Origin of the sequence: Duncaniella sp. C9 (assembly GCF_004803935.1) — a bacterium.
Classification (GTDB): Bacteria; Bacteroidota; Bacteroidia; order Bacteroidales; family Muribaculaceae; genus Duncaniella; species Duncaniella muris.
On sequence record NZ_CP039547.1, the window covers coordinates 503,736 to 520,245 of the forward strand.

19 protein-coding genes are annotated in these 16,510 nt (G+C 54.1%); 17 read left to right on the forward strand and 2 right to left on the reverse strand.

The window, feature by feature from the left end; translation table 11 throughout:
* The first annotated feature begins 42 nt into the window (after nt 1-42).
* The 17 genes from E7745_RS02030 to E7745_RS02110 all read left to right on the forward strand — a co-directional run bounded on the left by E7745_RS02030 (nt 43) and on the right by E7745_RS02110 (nt 14,452).
* Complete coding sequence (locus tag E7745_RS02030; protein WP_136408205.1) at nt 43-774, forward strand: MBL fold metallo-hydrolase; 732 nt, start codon at nt 43-45, stop codon at nt 772-774.
* Nucleotides 775-948: 174 nt separating this feature from the next.
* Complete coding sequence (locus E7745_RS02035) at nt 949-1,530, forward strand: hypothetical protein (RefSeq protein ID WP_123397895.1); 582 nt, start codon at nt 949-951, stop codon at nt 1,528-1,530.
* Nucleotides 1,531-1,602: 72 nt separating this feature from the next.
* Complete coding sequence (locus E7745_RS02040) at nt 1,603-4,191, forward strand: YfhO family protein (protein ID WP_136408206.1); 2,589 nt, start codon at nt 1,603-1,605, stop codon at nt 4,189-4,191.
* The gene (locus E7745_RS02045; protein WP_107032498.1) at nt 4,175-4,759 is read left to right on the forward strand and encodes a hypothetical protein; all 585 of its coding nucleotides are present in this window, start codon (nt 4,175-4,177) and stop codon (nt 4,757-4,759) included. The genes E7745_RS02040 and E7745_RS02045 overlap by 17 nt, the downstream gene beginning before the upstream one ends.
* A gap of 24 nt (nt 4,760-4,783) precedes the next feature.
* Entirely contained in the window at nt 4,784-5,701 is a 918-nt protein-coding gene (xerD, locus tag E7745_RS02050) for a site-specific tyrosine recombinase XerD (RefSeq protein WP_123397893.1), read from the forward strand.
* A gap of 489 nt (nt 5,702-6,190) precedes the next feature.
* The gene (locus E7745_RS02055; RefSeq protein WP_123397892.1) at nt 6,191-6,604 is read left to right on the forward strand and encodes a hypothetical protein; all 414 of its coding nucleotides are present in this window, start codon (nt 6,191-6,193) and stop codon (nt 6,602-6,604) included.
* Complete coding sequence (locus tag E7745_RS02060) at nt 6,601-6,897, forward strand: hypothetical protein (RefSeq protein WP_123397891.1); 297 nt, start codon at nt 6,601-6,603, stop codon at nt 6,895-6,897. Before E7745_RS02055 ends, E7745_RS02060 begins: the two co-directional genes overlap by 4 nt.
* Before the next feature lie 12 nt (nt 6,898-6,909).
* Nucleotides 6,910-7,410 carry a hypothetical protein gene (locus tag E7745_RS02065; protein WP_123611066.1) on the forward strand — a complete coding sequence of 167 codons (501 nt, stop codon included), beginning with the start codon at nt 6,910-6,912 and terminating at the stop codon, nt 7,408-7,410.
* Nucleotides 7,411-7,630: 220 nt separating this feature from the next.
* Entirely contained in the window at nt 7,631-8,101 is a 471-nt protein-coding gene (greA, locus tag E7745_RS02070) for a transcription elongation factor GreA (protein ID WP_107032496.1), read from the forward strand.
* 33 nt (nt 8,102-8,134) lie between these two features.
* Complete coding sequence (locus E7745_RS02075; RefSeq protein WP_124075453.1) at nt 8,135-8,539, forward strand: HIT family protein; 405 nt, start codon at nt 8,135-8,137, stop codon at nt 8,537-8,539.
* 28 nt (nt 8,540-8,567) lie between these two features.
* Nucleotides 8,568-9,464, forward strand: coding sequence for a 1,4-dihydroxy-2-naphthoate octaprenyltransferase (menA, locus tag E7745_RS02080; protein WP_107032494.1), 897 nt, complete (start codon nt 8,568-8,570; stop codon nt 9,462-9,464).
* Between the two features lie 42 nt (nt 9,465-9,506).
* Nucleotides 9,507-9,797 (forward strand): septum formation initiator family protein, encoded by a 291-nt coding sequence (locus E7745_RS02085; protein ID WP_107032493.1) that lies wholly within the window; start codon nt 9,507-9,509, stop codon nt 9,795-9,797.
* Nucleotides 9,798-9,850: 53 nt separating this feature from the next.
* Nucleotides 9,851-10,213 (forward strand): hypothetical protein, encoded by a 363-nt coding sequence (locus tag E7745_RS02090; protein WP_107032492.1) that lies wholly within the window; start codon nt 9,851-9,853, stop codon nt 10,211-10,213.
* 121 nt (nt 10,214-10,334) lie between these two features.
* Nucleotides 10,335-11,072 carry a type III pantothenate kinase gene (locus E7745_RS02095; RefSeq protein WP_136408207.1) on the forward strand — a complete coding sequence of 246 codons (738 nt, stop codon included), beginning with the start codon at nt 10,335-10,337 and terminating at the stop codon, nt 11,070-11,072.
* On the forward strand, nt 11,062-12,303 hold the full coding sequence (locus E7745_RS02100) for a hypothetical protein (protein WP_123611067.1): 1,242 nt from the start codon (nt 11,062-11,064) through the stop codon (nt 12,301-12,303). Before E7745_RS02095 ends, E7745_RS02100 begins: the two co-directional genes overlap by 11 nt.
* 74 nt (nt 12,304-12,377) lie before the next feature.
* Entirely contained in the window at nt 12,378-13,154 is a 777-nt protein-coding gene (lptC, locus tag E7745_RS02105; protein WP_136408208.1) for an LPS export ABC transporter periplasmic protein LptC, read from the forward strand.
* A gap of 11 nt (nt 13,155-13,165) precedes the next feature.
* Complete coding sequence (locus E7745_RS02110; protein ID WP_107032488.1) at nt 13,166-14,452, forward strand: hemolysin family protein; 1,287 nt, start codon at nt 13,166-13,168, stop codon at nt 14,450-14,452.
* A gap of 200 nt (nt 14,453-14,652) precedes the next feature.
* Here the strand turns inward: E7745_RS02110 and E7745_RS02115 are convergent, their stop codons facing one another.
* A complete protein-coding gene (locus E7745_RS02115; RefSeq protein WP_107032487.1) occupies nt 14,653-15,003 on the reverse strand; it encodes a hypothetical protein in 351 nt (116 codons plus the stop codon).
* Nucleotides 15,004-15,111: 108 nt separating this feature from the next.
* Nucleotides 15,112-16,416 carry an exodeoxyribonuclease VII large subunit gene (gene xseA / locus E7745_RS02120; RefSeq protein ID WP_168181953.1) on the reverse strand — a complete coding sequence of 435 codons (1,305 nt, stop codon included), beginning with the start codon at nt 16,414-16,416 and terminating at the stop codon, nt 15,112-15,114.
* Nucleotides 16,417-16,510 lie beyond the last annotated feature (94 nt).

Genomic DNA, 16,510 nt, shown 5'->3' on the forward strand with positions numbered 1-16,510 from the left:
ATTCCGGACCTGTCCGGCATCGAATTTTAACAACCAACAATTATGATTACTGTAACATATCTCGACCACAGCGGTTTCGCGCTGACCACCCCCGGAGCGGTGATGGTATTCGACTACTACAAGGACCCTGACAAAAAACTTGAAAAAGTGCTGCGCGACTCGCCTGAAAAGCTCGTGCTCTTCTTCGTCTCGCACCATCATCCCGACCACTTCAACACCTCGATCTTCGAACTGGCCCAGGACCGCAAGCGCACCTACATCCTGGCCAACGACATCTTCTCTAAGTTCGTCCCGAAGACGGGACTCTCAGTTGCCTGGATGTCGGCCGGCGACGTGATCGACAGCATCCCCGGCACCACCCAGGTCAAAGCCTACGGATCGACCGACACCGGCGTAAGTTACGCCATCACCCTCACTGACGGGAGCGTCATCTTCCATGCAGGCGACCTCAATGACTGGCACTGGAGCGAGGAATCGACCGAACGCGAAGTGGCCAAGGCCGAAGAGCGGTTCAAGGTCATAGTAGACCGCATAGCCGAAGAGATCCCAGAAATCAAGATCGCCATGTTTCCGGTCGACGCCCGCATGGGAACTGACTTTGCCAAAGGCGCGCAGATCTTTCTCTCGAAAGTCAAGGTCGACAACTTTTTCCCGATGCACTTCTGGGGAGAGCCGCAGAAAGCTTGTGACTTCAACACCTATGTCCCCGTAGGCAACGCCACCCGCTGCTACTGCCTCGACCGCCCCGGCATGAACGTCGAGATCAAAGGCTGACACCCATCGGATTCTTCAAACCATACCGGCTCGAATGGGCTCTCTAAAGCCCATTCGAGCCCATGAAAATGTTCTTTACAAAAATTTTACTTTTGTAAGGAACATTTTTTGTAACTTTGTGCTCTTACCATATTATAATAGTTGCCTTAAGCAACATAACCAACCCGCCCGATAATGAGAAAGCTGATAGTCCTCCTGGCCGTAATAGCCTCAAGCGCCATCATAGTTACCTCCTGCGGAGGCAAAAAGACTGCCGAGATTCCCGCAGCCACCGCCGAAACAGTCGAAGGACAGAAATCGCAGCTCGCCGAAGCCCTCTCCACCGGAAATCTCCGGCAGGCATCAGCGATGGCTGACAGCATGTCGCTCTTCGTTGACGACTTCACCCCCGAACAGACCGTGCAGGTGCTCAGTGCCTTTGTCAAGGTCTATTCCGACGCCCAGTCGAAGCGTGAATCGAGACGCGCACTGGAAACCGTGCGCAAATACGTCGATGTCTATGACATAGCCCTGAGCGTCAACCCCAAAGACACCCGTGCGGCTTTCGAGAAAGCCCGCCGGGCCGGCACCGGACTCGATTTCGACTCCATAGCCCGCGCCTTCCGCGAAAAACTCTCCAACTATGACGCCATGCAGGACGGCTCGCTTACAGCGCAGAGCAGCGAACCCGCTGACACCGCCAAGGCCCAGGCCGACACCGTCAGCGCCACGGCTCCGGTAAAAGAAATCCCGCTCGAACACCGTCCCGCCGAATAAGAGGTTGTTTAAAAAAACAACGACCTCTAATCATCCACCAACACCCAACCACGTTCCACGCACACCCAACTCATGCAGTCAATAATCAGCCGTTATAAATCTCTCTTCACATTTCTGGCCGGCATCATAGTCATAGCCGGCATAGCATTCGCATTCTTCTACCCCGACGCCGCCGAGGGCAACCAGCTCCGCCAGCACGACATGCAGCAGGGCGCCGCCATAGGCCAGGAAGCAAAAGCCTATGCCGAAGCAACCGGCGAAGTTTCCCGCTGGACCAACTCGCTCTTCTCCGGTATGCCCAACTTCCAGATCTCGCCGTCATATCCCTCAAGCCGCCTCTTCAGCTGGATCGGATCAGTGATGAGCCTCGGACTCCCCTCCCCCTCGTCGCTCCTGGCCATGATGATGGTCGGATTCTTCATTCTGCTGATAGTCATGAAAATGCGCTGGTATGTGGCACTGCTCGGAGCCATAGCCTACGGATTTTCGTCATACTTCATAATCATCATCGGCGCGGGCCATATATGGAAATTCGTAACCCTCGCCTACATCCCGCCTACAATCGCCGGCATAATCCTCTGCTACCGCGGACGCTACCTTGCCGGCGGCGCTATGGCCGCGGTATTCGCCATGATGCAGATAGCATCGAACCACGTGCAGATGACCTACTACTTCCTCTTCGTCATCCTCGCCATAGTCATCGCAAAACTCGTCGCTGCCATTCGCGCCAAAGAGATGCGCCGCTGGGGCATAGCCACCGGAGTGCTTGCCATTGCCGCCGGACTGGCTGTGACTGCCAACTCGCCAAGCCTTTATCTGACCTACGAATACTCCAAGGAGACCATGCGCGGACGCCACAGCGAACTGTCGCAGCCCGCGACCGACAATTCGAACTCAACTGCAGGTCTTGACAAGGACTACATCACACAATACAGCTATCAGCCATCCGAAACATTCTCGCTCCTCATCCCGAACATAAAAGGCGGAGCCTCGGCAAAACCGGAGAAAGGACGGATGACAACACTGGGTCTCTCAGACCTGCCCGATGCCAGAGAGATGGTGGCCAATGGAAAGATCGACTCCATGCAGGAACAGTATCTAAGCTACATGAGCCAGTATTTCGGCGATCCGGAAGGCACCAACGGCCCGGTCTATGTCGGCGCGCTCATTTTCGTTCTTTTCATTCTTGGCTGCATGATAGTCCGCGGCCCAATGAAGTGGGCGCTGGTCATACTGACAGTATTTTCCATAGTCCTCGCCTGGGGACGCCACGCGATGGTCTTCACCGACATCATGCTCTCGATAGCTCCGATGTATTCCAAATTCCGCACCGTGGAGAGCATCCTCGTCATAGCCGAGTTCACCATGCCACTACTCGCAGTCATGGCTCTCCAGCAACTCGTGGCTGACCGCAGCCGTCTCGACTCCTACCGCCGCCCGGTGATCTGGAGTTTCGGCATCACCCTCGCCATCTGCGCCATAGCCTTCATAGCCCCCTCGATGTTCGGAAGCGTCATCACTGACAATGACCGCTACATCGACAACATGATCACCTCACAGCTCATGCAGCAAGGCTACGACGCCGCTACCGCCCGCCAGTTCAGCCTCCAGAATCCGGCCATCTACTCCGCCATCGAGAGCCTGCGCGAGGGGCTGATCTCAACAGACGCCATCCGCTCATTCGTCATCACAGCCCTCGGCTTCGTGATGATCATGCTCTACATCCGCCGCCGCATCTCGGCCGCCATCTCAATGGCAGTCATAGGTGTCATAGTCCTCGCCGATCTCTATTCGGTCAACAAGCGCTATCTGAGCCACGACAGCTTCGTGCCGCGCCAGCTCACTGCGGGAGCACCGATTGAAATGACACCGGCTGACCGGACCATCCTCCAGGACACCGGCATGAACTACCGCGTCATGGACATCCCCCGTTTCTACAGCGCCGATCCGTCGTATTACCATAAGATGATAGGCGGCTACCACGCGGCCAAACTGACCCGCTATCAGGATCTTATTGACCGCCATCTCGCCAACTTCACCCGCGGCACCGAGTCAGATGCCGACTGGAATGTGCTCAACATGCTCAACGCCCGCTACATAGTCGACATGCAGGGACAGCCGCTGCGCAACCCGGAGGCTCTCGGCAACGCCTGGTTCGTTGACCGTGTCAGCTACGTCGGCACTCCTGACGAGGAAATGGCGGCTCTCTCGGTCATCAACCCCGCATCGGCAGCCGTGGCCGACAGGAAATTCGAGTCAGCACTCGGCTCCTCGGCTCCAAAAACGCCCGGCGACACAATCATCGAAACCTCATATGCCCCCAACCGCCTGACCTACACAGCCAACAGCGCCAAAGGAGGAGTAGCCGTATTCTCTGAAGTTTACTTCCCCTGGGGATGGAAGGCCACAATCGACGGTCAGGAAGTGCCCCTGAGCCGTGTCAACTACGTGTTGCGCGCACTCCCCCTCCCCGCCGGCAAGCATGAGATCGTGATGACTTTCGACCCGCAGTCGCTCCACACCACTGACACAGCGGCCACCATAGCCGTCTTCCTCATCTATCTAGCAGCGGCCGGAGCCATCGTCACAGCGCTGCGCAAAGGCGGCAGGAAGCCGGAATCCGAGACCCAGACAGCAGAGACCGATGCCTCTGAAAGCTAAACTGCGCCTGACACTCCGCAGACTCTGGCGTCCGCTCGGACGCGCCCGCCGCAGCCGTGGCTTCGGTGTGCATTCGCCTTTTGCCTTCCGCTTCATCACCCTGGTGCTGCGTGACAGCCGCAGCGTCTACTATTCCACCGGAAAAATCCGCGACTTCGCCGCAGGTCGCCGCCGCCGGCGCAATCTGGCCATGCTCTTCCGCATAGTCTGTGACCGCAAGCCTCAGACTCTGGTCCTTCCGCCTGACCTGCCTGAAGCGGAGCGCCGGGTGATCCACATGGCCGATTCGCGGCTGCAGCCCATCACTCCGGCCGAAGCTCTGACACTGCCTGCCGGCTCCTGCCGGCTCTTCATCTGTCTTCCGGAACTTTCAGCTGAGAATCTTCAGGCCGGCCGCCGGGTGCTTTCTTCTGAAGACTCCACACTCGTGCTTCTTCGCGCCGACTCACACCGGCTCGCCACTCTGAAAGACGGACTTGACCACATCATGACTTTCACCAACGGAAAATATGCCGTGCTCGTAAGCCGCCACGGTCTCCCGATGCAGAATTTCGAGATCAATTTCTGACCGTCAACACCCACTCTGACCCCGATGCGTGACATCACTGACATACAGCGCATACTAAATGACTACGATGCCTATCTCTCCGTGGAGAAAGGCATGGCAGAAAACACCCGCGAGGCCTATCGCCGTGACATAGACAAACTCCATGCATGGCTCACGGCCGGCGGACTGTCGCTGCGCGATGTCACCATCGACATCCTGCGCGAATTTCTCGGCGACCTCCACGATGTAGGCATAGCCGAACGCTCCCAGGCCCGCATCGTCTCAGGCCTCCGCTCCTATTTCTTCTTTCTGAGCATAGAGGACTATCTCAACCCCAACCCCGCCGAACTGCTCGAACAACCCAAAACCGGACTCCATCTGCCCGAAGTGCTGACTCAGGAAGAGATCGACTCGATGATCAGAGCCATCGATCCGGAAAAAGCCGAAGCCTCGCGTGACCGCGCCATCATCGAGACCCTCTACGGCTGCGGCCTGCGCGTCAGCGAACTTGTCAATCTTGAGATCTCGAAGATCTACGGCCAAGAGGGCTATCTGATAGTACGCGGCAAGGGCAACAAGGAACGCATGGTACCCATGTCAGAAGTATCGCTCTTAGAGATCAGCGACTATCTGATGGACCGCATGCATCTTGACATCAAGTCTGACAGCCGCGACATACTCTTTCTGAACCGCCGTGGCGGACGCATGACCCGCGTGCGCATATTCCAGATAGTCAAGGACCTCGCCGCCGCCGCCGGCATACGCAAGACCATCTCGCCCCACACCCTGCGTCACTCCTTCGCCACCCATCTGCTCGAAGGAGGCGCCAACCTGCGCGCCATACAGCAGATGCTCGGCCACGAAAGCATAGCCACAACCCAGATCTACATCCACCTCGACCGCTCGACACTCCGCAGCGACATCCTCACCTACCACCCCCGCAACCACCCCCGCAGAGATTAGCCAAGCGTCATCTGTCTCGCCATCCTTCTATTCCTCTTTTCTCAAAAAATCGTTAGCGCAGAAAATTCAGAGGGTGTTTCATAACAAGAGTTAAAATCTGAGTGGCGTATCTTTTAGATAAATTGTTGGAATGGAGGAAGAAGCATAGCGAGCTATGCGACTGACGAGCTTCAACAATTTAGCAAAAGAGACACCAAGGCTCAGGTAACTCAAAATTTTTCACAAATGGAATACTCTATTTACAAAAAGACAATACAATCGCCTCCGAAAGCTTTGAGTGTCTATGGCTCTTCATCTCAATTCTTTCGCTCGGATTTTAACTATTGTTATGAAACACCCTCTTAGCAGTAACTATTGTCTATATCTTCCCAGATAGCCTCCGGCAACCTCTGCTCCATGATCCAAGTAAACTTCACGGCATTTTCAAATGTTATTCTTGTGATTACCAAATATTTTTCCTATCTTTGCGCGAATTGAAAAAATTAAGCAATGGGGAAACAGATCATTCTTTGGTTATTGGCAAACGCGCTGTTGCCGATTGCTGTTCCGGCTTTATTCCTTGCCGTCGTAGCATGGTTTATTGACGGATCGTTTCCTTTTGGGGATCTAATGATACAGTTGATCAAAGAAGGTTTCTACATTTTCTCCGCTCTAACTCTTGTTTTCAGCCTCTATGAAGAATACGACCTGCTAAAGAAATGTGTGGGGCCTCTTATGCAGACATGGCTCGTGCTGATGGCAATAGCTACACTTGGCATGTTCTATGTAATGAGGAAAGATGCCACCACCAATTATGTTGCAGCCCATCAGTTTCAATTCTATGTTGTCTGGATCGCAACAGCAATTTCTGCCATTGTTATAAAATTTAAAATTTTAAGATTAAAGACAAATCTCGGTTTATGAACTTCGATCTCACATACATAATAGATATTATCGCTATAGTAAGTTCCATTGTATCGGTTGCTATACTGTGGAACACAATCCGCGATGTTCGTAACACTAAGAAAAACTTGCGTCTGAAAAAGACTCAGACCGAGATCAACCTGTCTGACTACGATCAGATACTCCGCGCCACACATGAAATAGAAACCGAACGTCAAAGAAATCAGGGTTCGCATTTTGAAGATGAAACCGTCTATCTGAACCGAGCGAAATTAATACGGGAAAAATCGGCTTTCTTTTCATGGGTTAAATGATTGTCTATCACTATGGCCACTGAAACTCCGATTATCCAGCCTAACGCCGATGCTATCCGCAAACGCTATGAAACCCTTGTAAATCTTTACGTGGATGAGTTCTCCACAGGGTTAGGTGAAAAGTATTCGGAATACCTCTATCTATCCAAAGAGCTGCTTCACTGTGCTGTCAACGCTTACTTTGATGACATTGCCAAATACAAGGCCTATGCCGGCTCTCAATTTGCAGACCGCCACAAGCAGGGGGCTTTCACTATGATCTGGATTTCACGCTTCAAGCCCATACAGATCAAAGCCGGAGCCGAAGTGAATACCACATTCCTCACCATTAACGAAGCTTTTGCCATATACGCCGGATTAATGTTTCTTGATCCGGATGTAATGGAAGGCATGACCGAATCTTTTTATAATCATTTAGTTTATACACTTACCTACCGGCCTATAGCAGGTCGCGGATTGGCCACTGTTCTCTATCTGATGGAAAAAGCGGCACTCAAAGGTGTGAAATTCTGATTTCATCCAACCTCTTGGGTTCTTGTGAAACATTAGCCAATTAATGTTAAATAGCCTCCGGTCAGATTGGCCAATCCGATTATTCTCCCTATCTTTGCAGAAGTCAACAATTGGCAACCGTACATATCAAAATCAACAATATTCATTAGGGGTCTCGTAGCCGCAAGCATCGGGATTCTTTATTTTTTAACTCCCTCTTTAACAAAAATCCACAGCAATCATGGCTATAACTTTCATGACCAAAGAAGGTTACAAGAAAAAAATGGAAGAAATCGCGTTCCTCGAATCAGTTGAACGTCCACGTATATCAGCCGCAATCGCAGAAGCCCGTGACAAGGGCGACCTTTCGGAAAACTCCGAATATGACGCCGCTAAAGAAGCACAGGGCATGCTCGAAATGAAGATTTCGCAGCTCAAAGACCTCGTTGCAAACGCCCGCATCATTGACGAAAGCAAGCTCAACAACGAGGAAGTGCAGATTCTCAACCGCGTGAAAATCAAAAATACCGCCAACGGCATGACAATGGAATATACCATCGTGGCCGATTCCGAAGCAAACCTCAAGGAGAAGAAAATCGGTTCAAGCACCCCGATAGCCCAGGGCCTGCTCGGCCACAAGCTCGGCGAAGTGGTCGAGATCAAGGTGCCAGCCGGACTCATGAAGTTCGAGATCGTAGAAATCAACTACTAATCCACCTCACAAACTCTCAATCAAAATAGAGCTATGTCAACAATCTTCAGCAAAATCGCCGCAGGAGAAATTCCCTCCTACCGCGTGGCAGCCGACGAACGCCACTATGCATTTCTTGACATCAACCCCGTGGCACCCGGACATGTGCTTGTGATTCCCCGAAAGGAAGACGACTACATATTCCATCTCTCCGACGATGACTACCAGGCTCTGACTCTGTTTGCCAAGCGAGTGGCCGAAGCCATCCGCGAGGCAGTCCCCTGCAAGCGCGTCGGCGTGGCCGTCATAGGTCTGGAAGTGCCCCACACCCATATCCACCTTATTCCTATCAACACCGAGGCCGATATGAACTTCAACCATAAAGTGGAGCTCCCGGCCGAGGAAATGGAAGCAATCGCAAAAGCAATCGCAGCAAAATTCGACGAACTCAACGCTTAACCCGGAACCACAGACAGACCTGCTACAGATGAGCGCGACCAAGAGATCAAAAACCGCCTGCTGGATCGAAGCCATGCGCCTGCGCACACTCCCGGTGTCGCTCGCCGGGGTGATCTATGCCGCCGGACTCGGACTCCTCTCATGGCGTTTCAGTCTTGTCCCCGCGCTGCTCTGCCTGCTCTTTGCACTCCTGGCCCAGATAGCATCGAATTTCGCCAACGAATATTATGACTTCAAGGGCGGCCTTGACCGCGCAGGCCGTCAGGGTCCGCGCCGCGGAGTCACCGAAGGCGACATCACTCCCGGAGCCATGAAGCGGGCCACATTCGCCACGCTTGCCTGCGCCTGCCTTGCGGGCTGCATACTCGTATGGCTCTACGGCAGCTGGTGGATGTATCTCGTGGGCATCGCCACGGCTCTCGGTGTCATGGCCTACAGCGCCGGACCTTACCCGCTCTCCCACCACGGATTCGGAGAGGTGGCGGTAATCTGTTTCTTCGGCATCATCCCCGTCACCCTGACTTACATGCTCATGGGCGGTCCGTTCGGATGGTGGCTGGCAGCCGCAGCGGCCGGAATCGGACTGATGGGCGCAAACGTACTGATAGTCAACAACTACCGCGACATAGAGGATGACCGTGCGGTAGGCAAGCGCACTCTTGCCGTGCGCCTCGGCCTCCGCGCCATGTCAGCCATCTATCTCGCCAACGGCATTCTGGCCCTGATCCTTACCCTGCCGCCCTGGCTTGCAGCCGGTCCCGGCTGGTGGATAGTCCCGGCCCTCTACCTCTGCGGCCACACCGTACTCTATTTCAGACTCACGCATCTCAGCGGTGCCCGGCTCAACCCGCTCTTAGGCATGACCGCGGTGCTGATGCTCATCTATGCCGCAGGCTTTGTGATTACCGTAACCGCATCAGCCTGACATGCGGAAACTCCAGTCTCTCATCACACTTTACTTTTTGACATGAGCAACTTCTACGCCTGGTGCAAACGTTATCTCTCTCTGACACTTCTCGCCTCACTGGTGATAGGCTCTCTCGTGCTCTTCTTCAATGAAAACTCCCTGCTGCGCACGGTAGAGCAGGAACGCCGCATCACCGAACTCGAAGCCAGCATCAGCGAGGCTACTGACACCCTCAACTATTACCGCGACCTCAACCACTCCCTTGACACCGACAAGGAGACAATGGAGCGCATAGTCCGCGAGCAATACCACATGCAGCACCCCGATGAAGATGTCTATATCTTCGAATAACCCCCTCCTCTCTCACCCACACCAACCTCCCACACAACTCATCAATTCAGCTAATGGACAGAACATCAGCCTCCAACATAATGGTCACTGCCGGGCTCCTCGCCATCATGGCAGCCGCACTCTTCCCCCTTCTCCACATGGCCACCCAGTGGGGACGCTATCTCTACGCAGCAGGCTCTCTCATACTGCTTGCCGGACGCTTTGTGGCCCCGAAAGTCAAGGACGCCCCCCTGCGTCTGCGCCGCCTAATACGGGTGGAAGTCTGGACTGCCCTGATTTTCCTTGCCGGGGCAGTCTTCATGTTCATACCGTCAGCCGGAAAGACAGACTGGCTGGCCTTCACTCTCGCCGGCGGACTGCTGACCATCTACACATCCGTCATGATTCCAAGGCAGAAAGCTGATAATAAACGTTAAAACACCCGACTTATCCGGCACTCCGGAAGAAGGCAAGTGCAAAAATAGCCGTATGATGGCCGTGAAATTGCCACATTATTAGTAATTTTGCCACGCAAATAGAAAAAGCCACCGTCACTGAATGTCGCAATATCTGACAATTGATCAAGGCAACACCGAAGCGAAGATCTCGCTCTGGGAGGATAAAGAGCTCGTTGACACCGTCATCGACACACGTCTCACACCCTCGTCCGTCGAAGAATTCGTAGGCGGGCGCCGCCTCAAAGGGGCCATCTATTGTTCTGTGGTTCAGAACAACGGCCCTGTCATCAACAAACTCAGCCATCTGGCGCGCTGTGTCTACCGCCTGTCACCCTCCACCCCTCTGCCCATCAAACTCGACTATGCGACTCCGCAGACACTCGGAGTGGACCGCATAGCATCGGCCGTAGGAGCCTGGAGCGATTTTCCCGGACGCAACATCCTCGTGGTCGACGCCGGCACCGCCGTGACCTACGACTACGTAGACTCCACCGGCACCTACCGCGGCGGCAACATAGCCCCCGGCATCAACATGGAATTCAAAGCCCTCAACCAGTTCACCGCACGCCTGCCCCTCGTGCCGTTTCCGGAACACATGCCGGAGCTGCGCGACAAGGTGATAGGCCGCGACACCGTTGAGGCCATAACGCTCGGTGCTGTCTACAGCGTCGTAGCATCAATAGGATATTATCGCAGCCGCCTGCCGAAAGACACCGTGATAGTGCTCGGCGGAGGCTGTGGCCATCATCTCGCTTCTCTGTGCGACTTCGATGTTCTCCCAGACGAACATCTCGCCAGCAAAGGTTTAAACAGAATTTTGCTTTACAATGAAAATTAAGTCATTTCTCCTCCTCGCCGTCATGGCCATGACCGCAGCCCCCGCCGCGCTGGCCCAGACCACAAGTCCATACTCAAAATTCGGCTATGGCCTTCTTGGCGACAATGCCACTTCCGCACAGCGCCAGATGGGCGGAGTGGGCTATGCCATGCGTTCCGGAAGGCAGATCAATGTCATGAACCCGGCATCATATGCCGCCATTGACTCTCTGACATTCCTTTTCGACATGGGAACCGATGTCTCCATGTACTGGCGCAAGGACAACACCGGCAGCTCCAAGGACTGGGGAGGCGGACTCGAATATGTCACAATGCAGTTTCCCGTCACAAGCTATATCGGCGTGAGCGCCGGCATACTGCCCTACTCATCGGTGGGCTATGCCTTCGGATCTGACATTGAAAACGGTGTGGCCACCCACCAGGGCACCGGCGGCATCAACCAGCTCTACCTCGGAGCCGGTGTCAGACCGTTCAAAAACTTCACCGTGGGTTTCAACGCGAGCTATCTTTTCGGCAACACGTTCAACGACGTCTATGCCGTAGGTTCAACCTCATCGCTCTTCGAGCAGGTGATGGAAGTCCAGGATTTCCACTTCCAGTTCGGTATGCAGTACACTCTCAACCTTTCGCGCAAGAACGACCTGACTCTCGGCGTTACGTATTCGCCCGGCAAGACCCTCCTCGGCAAGACCTATGTGCTCAAATATGACACCTCGCAAGACAGCAAGCCCGACACCGTGGCTTCGACAAGTCTCCGCAACAAATTTTCGATAGCCGACACCTGGGGCGTGGGCATCAACTACGAATGGAACAAACAGTTCCAGGCCGAAGTCGACTTCACCTACCAGAACTGGGCCAAAGCCAAATTCACCGAAATAGAAGACTTTTCGTCGACCAAATTTGACAACCGCTGGCGCATCGGAGCCGGTGTGAGCTACATCCCCAATCCCCACGGAGGCTATTTCAAGCGCATCACTTACCGTGCAGGCGGATTTTACAACCGTGACTATGTCATGGTAAAGAGCAAAGACACCTATAATAATGTACGTGACTACGGATTTTCATGCGGTTTCGGTTTCCCGACCGTAAAATCAAAAAACGTCATCAATCTCGGTTTTGAATATCACCACCGCCAGTCGACCCCAAACGCACTGCTGACCGAACAGTATTTCAACATCACACTCGGCATAAACTTCAACGGCCTTTGGTTCTTCCAGCCCAAGCTCCGTTAAAGACCGCCGGGCCTCACCACCACTGATCCCTCAAGCCCCAAAAGGCCGAATCACACCAACCCTACAGCCACACCATGACGACCTCAACCGTCACCCGCCTGCGCCTGCTTCCAGCCTTGATCCTCGCGACCATCACCGGAGCCTCGTTTGTTGTCAGCGGATGCAAAGACAGCGACCCTGTGGCCACCGGCTCTGTCGATCCGACCCACACACCGACAATGCTCACCCGCGACGTCGAAACCCTCATCTCTGACTCAGGAGTGACGCGTTATCGCATCGTGACCCCGATATGGTATGTCTATGACGAGACTCCGGAACCGTTCTGGCGTTTTCCTGAGGGGCTGAGACTTGAGCGCTACGACAACTTTTTCCGAATCGAGGCCACTGTCACAGCCGATTCGGCCACATATTTCAAGAACAAGCAACTCTGGCGGCTTGACGGAAACGTCAGCCTGACCAATGTCATGAACGAAAAATTCCAGACCAACCAGCTATTCTGGGACCAGCGTCAGGAAAAACTCTACTCAGATTCGTTCATCCACATCGAGCGCCCCGACAAGGTGCTTGAAGGCTATGGCTTTGACTCAAACCAGAACCTGACGCGCTACACCATCCGCCGCGTTTCAGGCATCTTTCCGGCCGGAGCCTTCACTCCGGGCGGTAACTCATCAGCCCAGAGCCCGAAAGCTCCACAGCCTGCGGCTGATACTCTGCCGGCAGCCTCACGCCCGTCCGGAGCCAAGCCTGACAGAAATACCGCGGCACCGAAGATGCAAATCCAGCAGCCGCCACAACAAAAGGTATCCGCAAGCACGTCTGAAAGCCTCCAGACACAGACAACCCGCTTCTAAACCGCAAGCCAATGACACTCACCGCCTGGATTATACTCGCACTGATCTCTCTCTGCTTCTCCGCCCTGTTTTCAGGAGTGGAGATCGCCTATATTTCAGCCGACCGTGTCCGCATCGGTCTCGACACCAGCCGTGGAGGCATCATCAACCGGATAATAGGCCGCTACTATTCACATCAGGACTTTTTCATCTCGACCATCCTTGTGGGCAACAATATCATGCTCGTGATCTACGGCATGGGGGCGGCCGCTCTGCTCGAACCCTGGATAGCCGAACACATTTCGGACAATCAGGCTGTCATTCTTATTCTCCAGACCATTATCTCGACCCTTGTCATACTCTTCACCGGTGAATTTCTGCCGAAATCCGTGTTCCGCATCAATCCGAACACCTCGCTGAAGGTATCGGCTCTTCCGGTCTACTTTTTCTACATAGTGCTTTACCCGATTTCCTGGTTCACTTCATGGCTTTCAAAAATGCTCATGCGCATGGCAGGGATCAAGGCCGAGGACACCCGTCTCGGAGTGCTCTCCATCAATGAGCTCAACGATTATCTCGACACCAAGATCGACGATCTGGAAAATCCTGAGGAAGTGGAGGTTGATAACGAGGTAAAGATTTTCCACAACGCTCTCGACTTCTCGACCACACAGCTGCGCGACTGCATGGCTCCCCGCAACGAACTTGTGGCGGTGGACATCGACTCCACCTCGCGCGATGAGCTTTCGGAGCTCTTCACCTCGTCAGGCCGCAGCAAGATCCTGGTCTACCGCGATGACATCGACAATGTGGTGGGCTATGTGCATGTGTCGGAACTCTTCGATCCGACGAGTGACTGGAAGGAACATATCAAGGAGGTGCTCTATGCCCCTGAGACCCTTCTGGCCAACACCATGATGCGGCGTCTGCTGAGCGAAAAGCGCTCGATGGCGGTAGTAGTCGATGAATTCGGAGGCACCGCGGGCCTTGTCACTCTCGAAGACCTGGTAGAGGAAATCTTCGGGGATATCCAGGACGAACATGACAAGACACGGCTGACGGCATCTGAGGTAGCTCCCGGTGTGTTTGAATTCTCAGGCCGGATAGAAGTGCGGACTCTCCGTGACGATTTCCGTCTTGACATTCCTGAAGATGACGAGTACCAGACCCTTGCCGGCTATCTGATCAACTCGACCGGAACTCTCCCGGCACAGGGCGACACCATTGAGATCGACGATCTGAAATTTACAATCCTCGGACGGTCGGCCACACGCCTTGATCTGATCCGGGTGGAAAAGGCCCAGACTGAGCAATCATAGCGGATGTTTCATACCCCTGTTTAGAAAAAACAGCAAGAGCCCGTTCACACCGATGTCAACGACACCGGGAAACGGGCTCTTATAGCATCCCACAAAGAAACCCCGGTCAGGAGCGGGTTGCGGTGGTGGAAAGAGCAACACGTCACGCGAGAGGACCGGGGAATTTGTAAATGTGTTGGATTTATGATATTAGGGGGATCTCAGTCGAGTTTATCGGCCAGATTCGATGCAGTATCGGCTATCGAATTGAGCGCGCTGGCAGCTCCTGATTTGATCTTGTCGATCAGCGGAGATGATTTTTCTTTAATATCGTCAAGTTTATCTGCCAATGTCTCTTTGGCGTCTGCAATCTTGTCGGCAAGGTTTTCCTTGGCTTCAGCAAGTTTTTCTTTTGCGTTTGCCTGAGCTTCAGCTGCAGTAGCTTTAATTTCAGCCTTATCGGCTTTATACTGGGCTTTGGCGGCGACTTCAGCGGCTTCCGCGCTGACTTTGGCAGCCTGAGCGGACACCTGGCCCGCCTTGTCAGCTATGTTCTGCTGCATTGATTCCATAATTCATTAAGCTTTAAAGGTTGTTTGTTATGTTTTTTCTCACATCTTTATAACAACCCTTAAGAAAGGGAGTTGCAGCAGAGTGTCTTAAATGAGCTTAAAGAATGTTTAGAGGGTGTCAGCTACAGAACCTACAGTACCGTCGGTGAGAGTGGTCTCGATCCTTACGCCCGGCGCGATATCGGCAACCGATGTCACTGCACGGCCGTTGACACGGGTGATGGAATAGCCGCGGCGAAGAGTGGCCAGGGGCGAGAGCACATCAATGAGCCGGCCGGCTGACTCAAGGCGCGATTTCTGTCGGTCGACAGCCGCCCGTGCAAGAGCTGGAATCCGCTCCGAGATCATATCGAGCTGCGATATGCGCGGACGCAGACGTCCGCGGACGGTTTCTGAAAGAGCCATCGCATAGCGGTCGAGCCGCCGCGATGAATTTTTGAGAGCTGTAGCCGGGAGGTGCGGCAAAGTCGCTGAAATGTATGAAAACTGCTCACGGGCTCCGCTGAGCATGGCTGAAGCTGTGTGATGGATCTCCGAGGCAAGCTGATCGAGACGGTCAAGGGCTTCTGCGCCACGGCCAATCAGCCATTCGGCGGCTGCTGTGGGGGTCTTGACACGCATGTTGGCAACATAGTCAAGCACCGTGACATCGCGTTCATGCCCTATCCCTATAATGACCGGCAGCGGGAACTGGGCAATGTTGGCGGCAAGATCATAGTTTTCAAACGCGGCAAGATCGCTCGTGGCTCCGCCGCCGCGTATGATCACCACCCCATCCCACATTTCCTCGTCGGCAGCTATCTGTTCAAGAGCCTCGATTATAGTGTAGGGAGCCTCACGCCCCTGCATCAGCGCCGGATAAAGGCGGATGGCAAAACGCAGATGACGGCGGTTGGTGTAGAGCTGATGGATGAAATCGCCGTAGCCGGCCGCTCCGGGGGCGGAAATCACAGCGATACGCGAAGGCACATCGGGCCACTGCAATTCACGGTTCAGTTCCAGAACTCCCTCTTTCTGGAGCCGTGAGAGGATTTCGAGACGCAGACGCATCAGATCGCCCATAGTGTAGGCCGGATCTATATCTGTGATATTGAGCGAAATCCCGTAGGAGGGATGGTAGTTGACCGAAACAAGGACTCTGACTTTCATGCCGCTTGCAAGACGGCTGCCGGTAGCGGCTGCGAAATCAGCGTCAATCCTGGCAAGAGCCGAGCGCCAGACAGTGGCGCGCATCCGGGCTACCGGCTCACCGGTCGACGGATTTTTCTGGACCAGTTCGAGATAACAATGCATGGCACGGCGCACGTCAGAGGTCTCGGCCGTGACCCAGACATTGCGTAGCGACGGTTCGGAGGCAAGCACCGCACCCAGACGCGAGGTAAGTTCTTCAAGAGTCAGCGTTTCAGAATTCATAAGTGCAAAATTACAGAAATTCATATTATCCACAGTCACCCACACTGCAAAAATACATCCCTGCGCCGGGCATTTCAGTGCGATAATGCGGAGC

What these genes read in the sequence shown, in the direction of transcription:
- E7745_RS02085 (WP_107032493.1), top strand. Translation starts at nt 9,507, where the DNA reads ATGAGCAACTTCTACGCCTGGTGCAAACGTTATCTCTCTCTGACACTT.
- E7745_RS02100 (WP_123611067.1), top strand. Translation starts at nt 11,062, where the DNA reads ATGAAAATTAAGTCATTTCTCCTCCTCGCCGTCATGGCCATGACCGCA.
- menA (WP_107032494.1), top strand. Translation starts at nt 8,568, where the DNA reads ATGAGCGCGACCAAGAGATCAAAAACCGCCTGCTGGATCGAAGCCATG.
- E7745_RS02115 (WP_107032487.1), bottom strand. Translation starts at nt 15,003, where the DNA reads ATGGAATCAATGCAGCAGAACATAGCTGACAAGGCGGGCCAGGTGTCC.
- E7745_RS02090 (WP_107032492.1), top strand. Translation starts at nt 9,851, where the DNA reads ATGGACAGAACATCAGCCTCCAACATAATGGTCACTGCCGGGCTCCTC.
- E7745_RS02095 (WP_136408207.1), top strand. Translation starts at nt 10,335, where the DNA reads ATGTCGCAATATCTGACAATTGATCAAGGCAACACCGAAGCGAAGATC.
- E7745_RS02040 (WP_136408206.1), top strand. Translation starts at nt 1,603, where the DNA reads ATGCAGTCAATAATCAGCCGTTATAAATCTCTCTTCACATTTCTGGCC.
- E7745_RS02030 (WP_136408205.1), top strand. Translation starts at nt 43, where the DNA reads ATGATTACTGTAACATATCTCGACCACAGCGGTTTCGCGCTGACCACC.
- xseA (WP_168181953.1), bottom strand. Translation starts at nt 16,416, where the DNA reads ATGAATTCTGAAACGCTGACTCTTGAAGAACTTACCTCGCGTCTGGGT.
- E7745_RS02060 (WP_123397891.1), top strand. Translation starts at nt 6,601, where the DNA reads ATGAACTTCGATCTCACATACATAATAGATATTATCGCTATAGTAAGT.
- E7745_RS02045 (WP_107032498.1), top strand. Translation starts at nt 4,175, where the DNA reads ATGCCTCTGAAAGCTAAACTGCGCCTGACACTCCGCAGACTCTGGCGT.
- E7745_RS02075 (WP_124075453.1), top strand. Translation starts at nt 8,135, where the DNA reads ATGTCAACAATCTTCAGCAAAATCGCCGCAGGAGAAATTCCCTCCTAC.
- greA (WP_107032496.1), top strand. Translation starts at nt 7,631, where the DNA reads ATGGCTATAACTTTCATGACCAAAGAAGGTTACAAGAAAAAAATGGAA.
- lptC (WP_136408208.1), top strand. Translation starts at nt 12,378, where the DNA reads ATGACGACCTCAACCGTCACCCGCCTGCGCCTGCTTCCAGCCTTGATC.
- xerD (WP_123397893.1), top strand. Translation starts at nt 4,784, where the DNA reads ATGCGTGACATCACTGACATACAGCGCATACTAAATGACTACGATGCC.
- E7745_RS02065 (WP_123611066.1), top strand. Translation starts at nt 6,910, where the DNA reads ATGGCCACTGAAACTCCGATTATCCAGCCTAACGCCGATGCTATCCGC.
- E7745_RS02055 (WP_123397892.1), top strand. Translation starts at nt 6,191, where the DNA reads ATGGGGAAACAGATCATTCTTTGGTTATTGGCAAACGCGCTGTTGCCG.
- E7745_RS02110 (WP_107032488.1), top strand. Translation starts at nt 13,166, where the DNA reads ATGACACTCACCGCCTGGATTATACTCGCACTGATCTCTCTCTGCTTC.
- E7745_RS02035 (WP_123397895.1), top strand. Translation starts at nt 949, where the DNA reads ATGAGAAAGCTGATAGTCCTCCTGGCCGTAATAGCCTCAAGCGCCATC.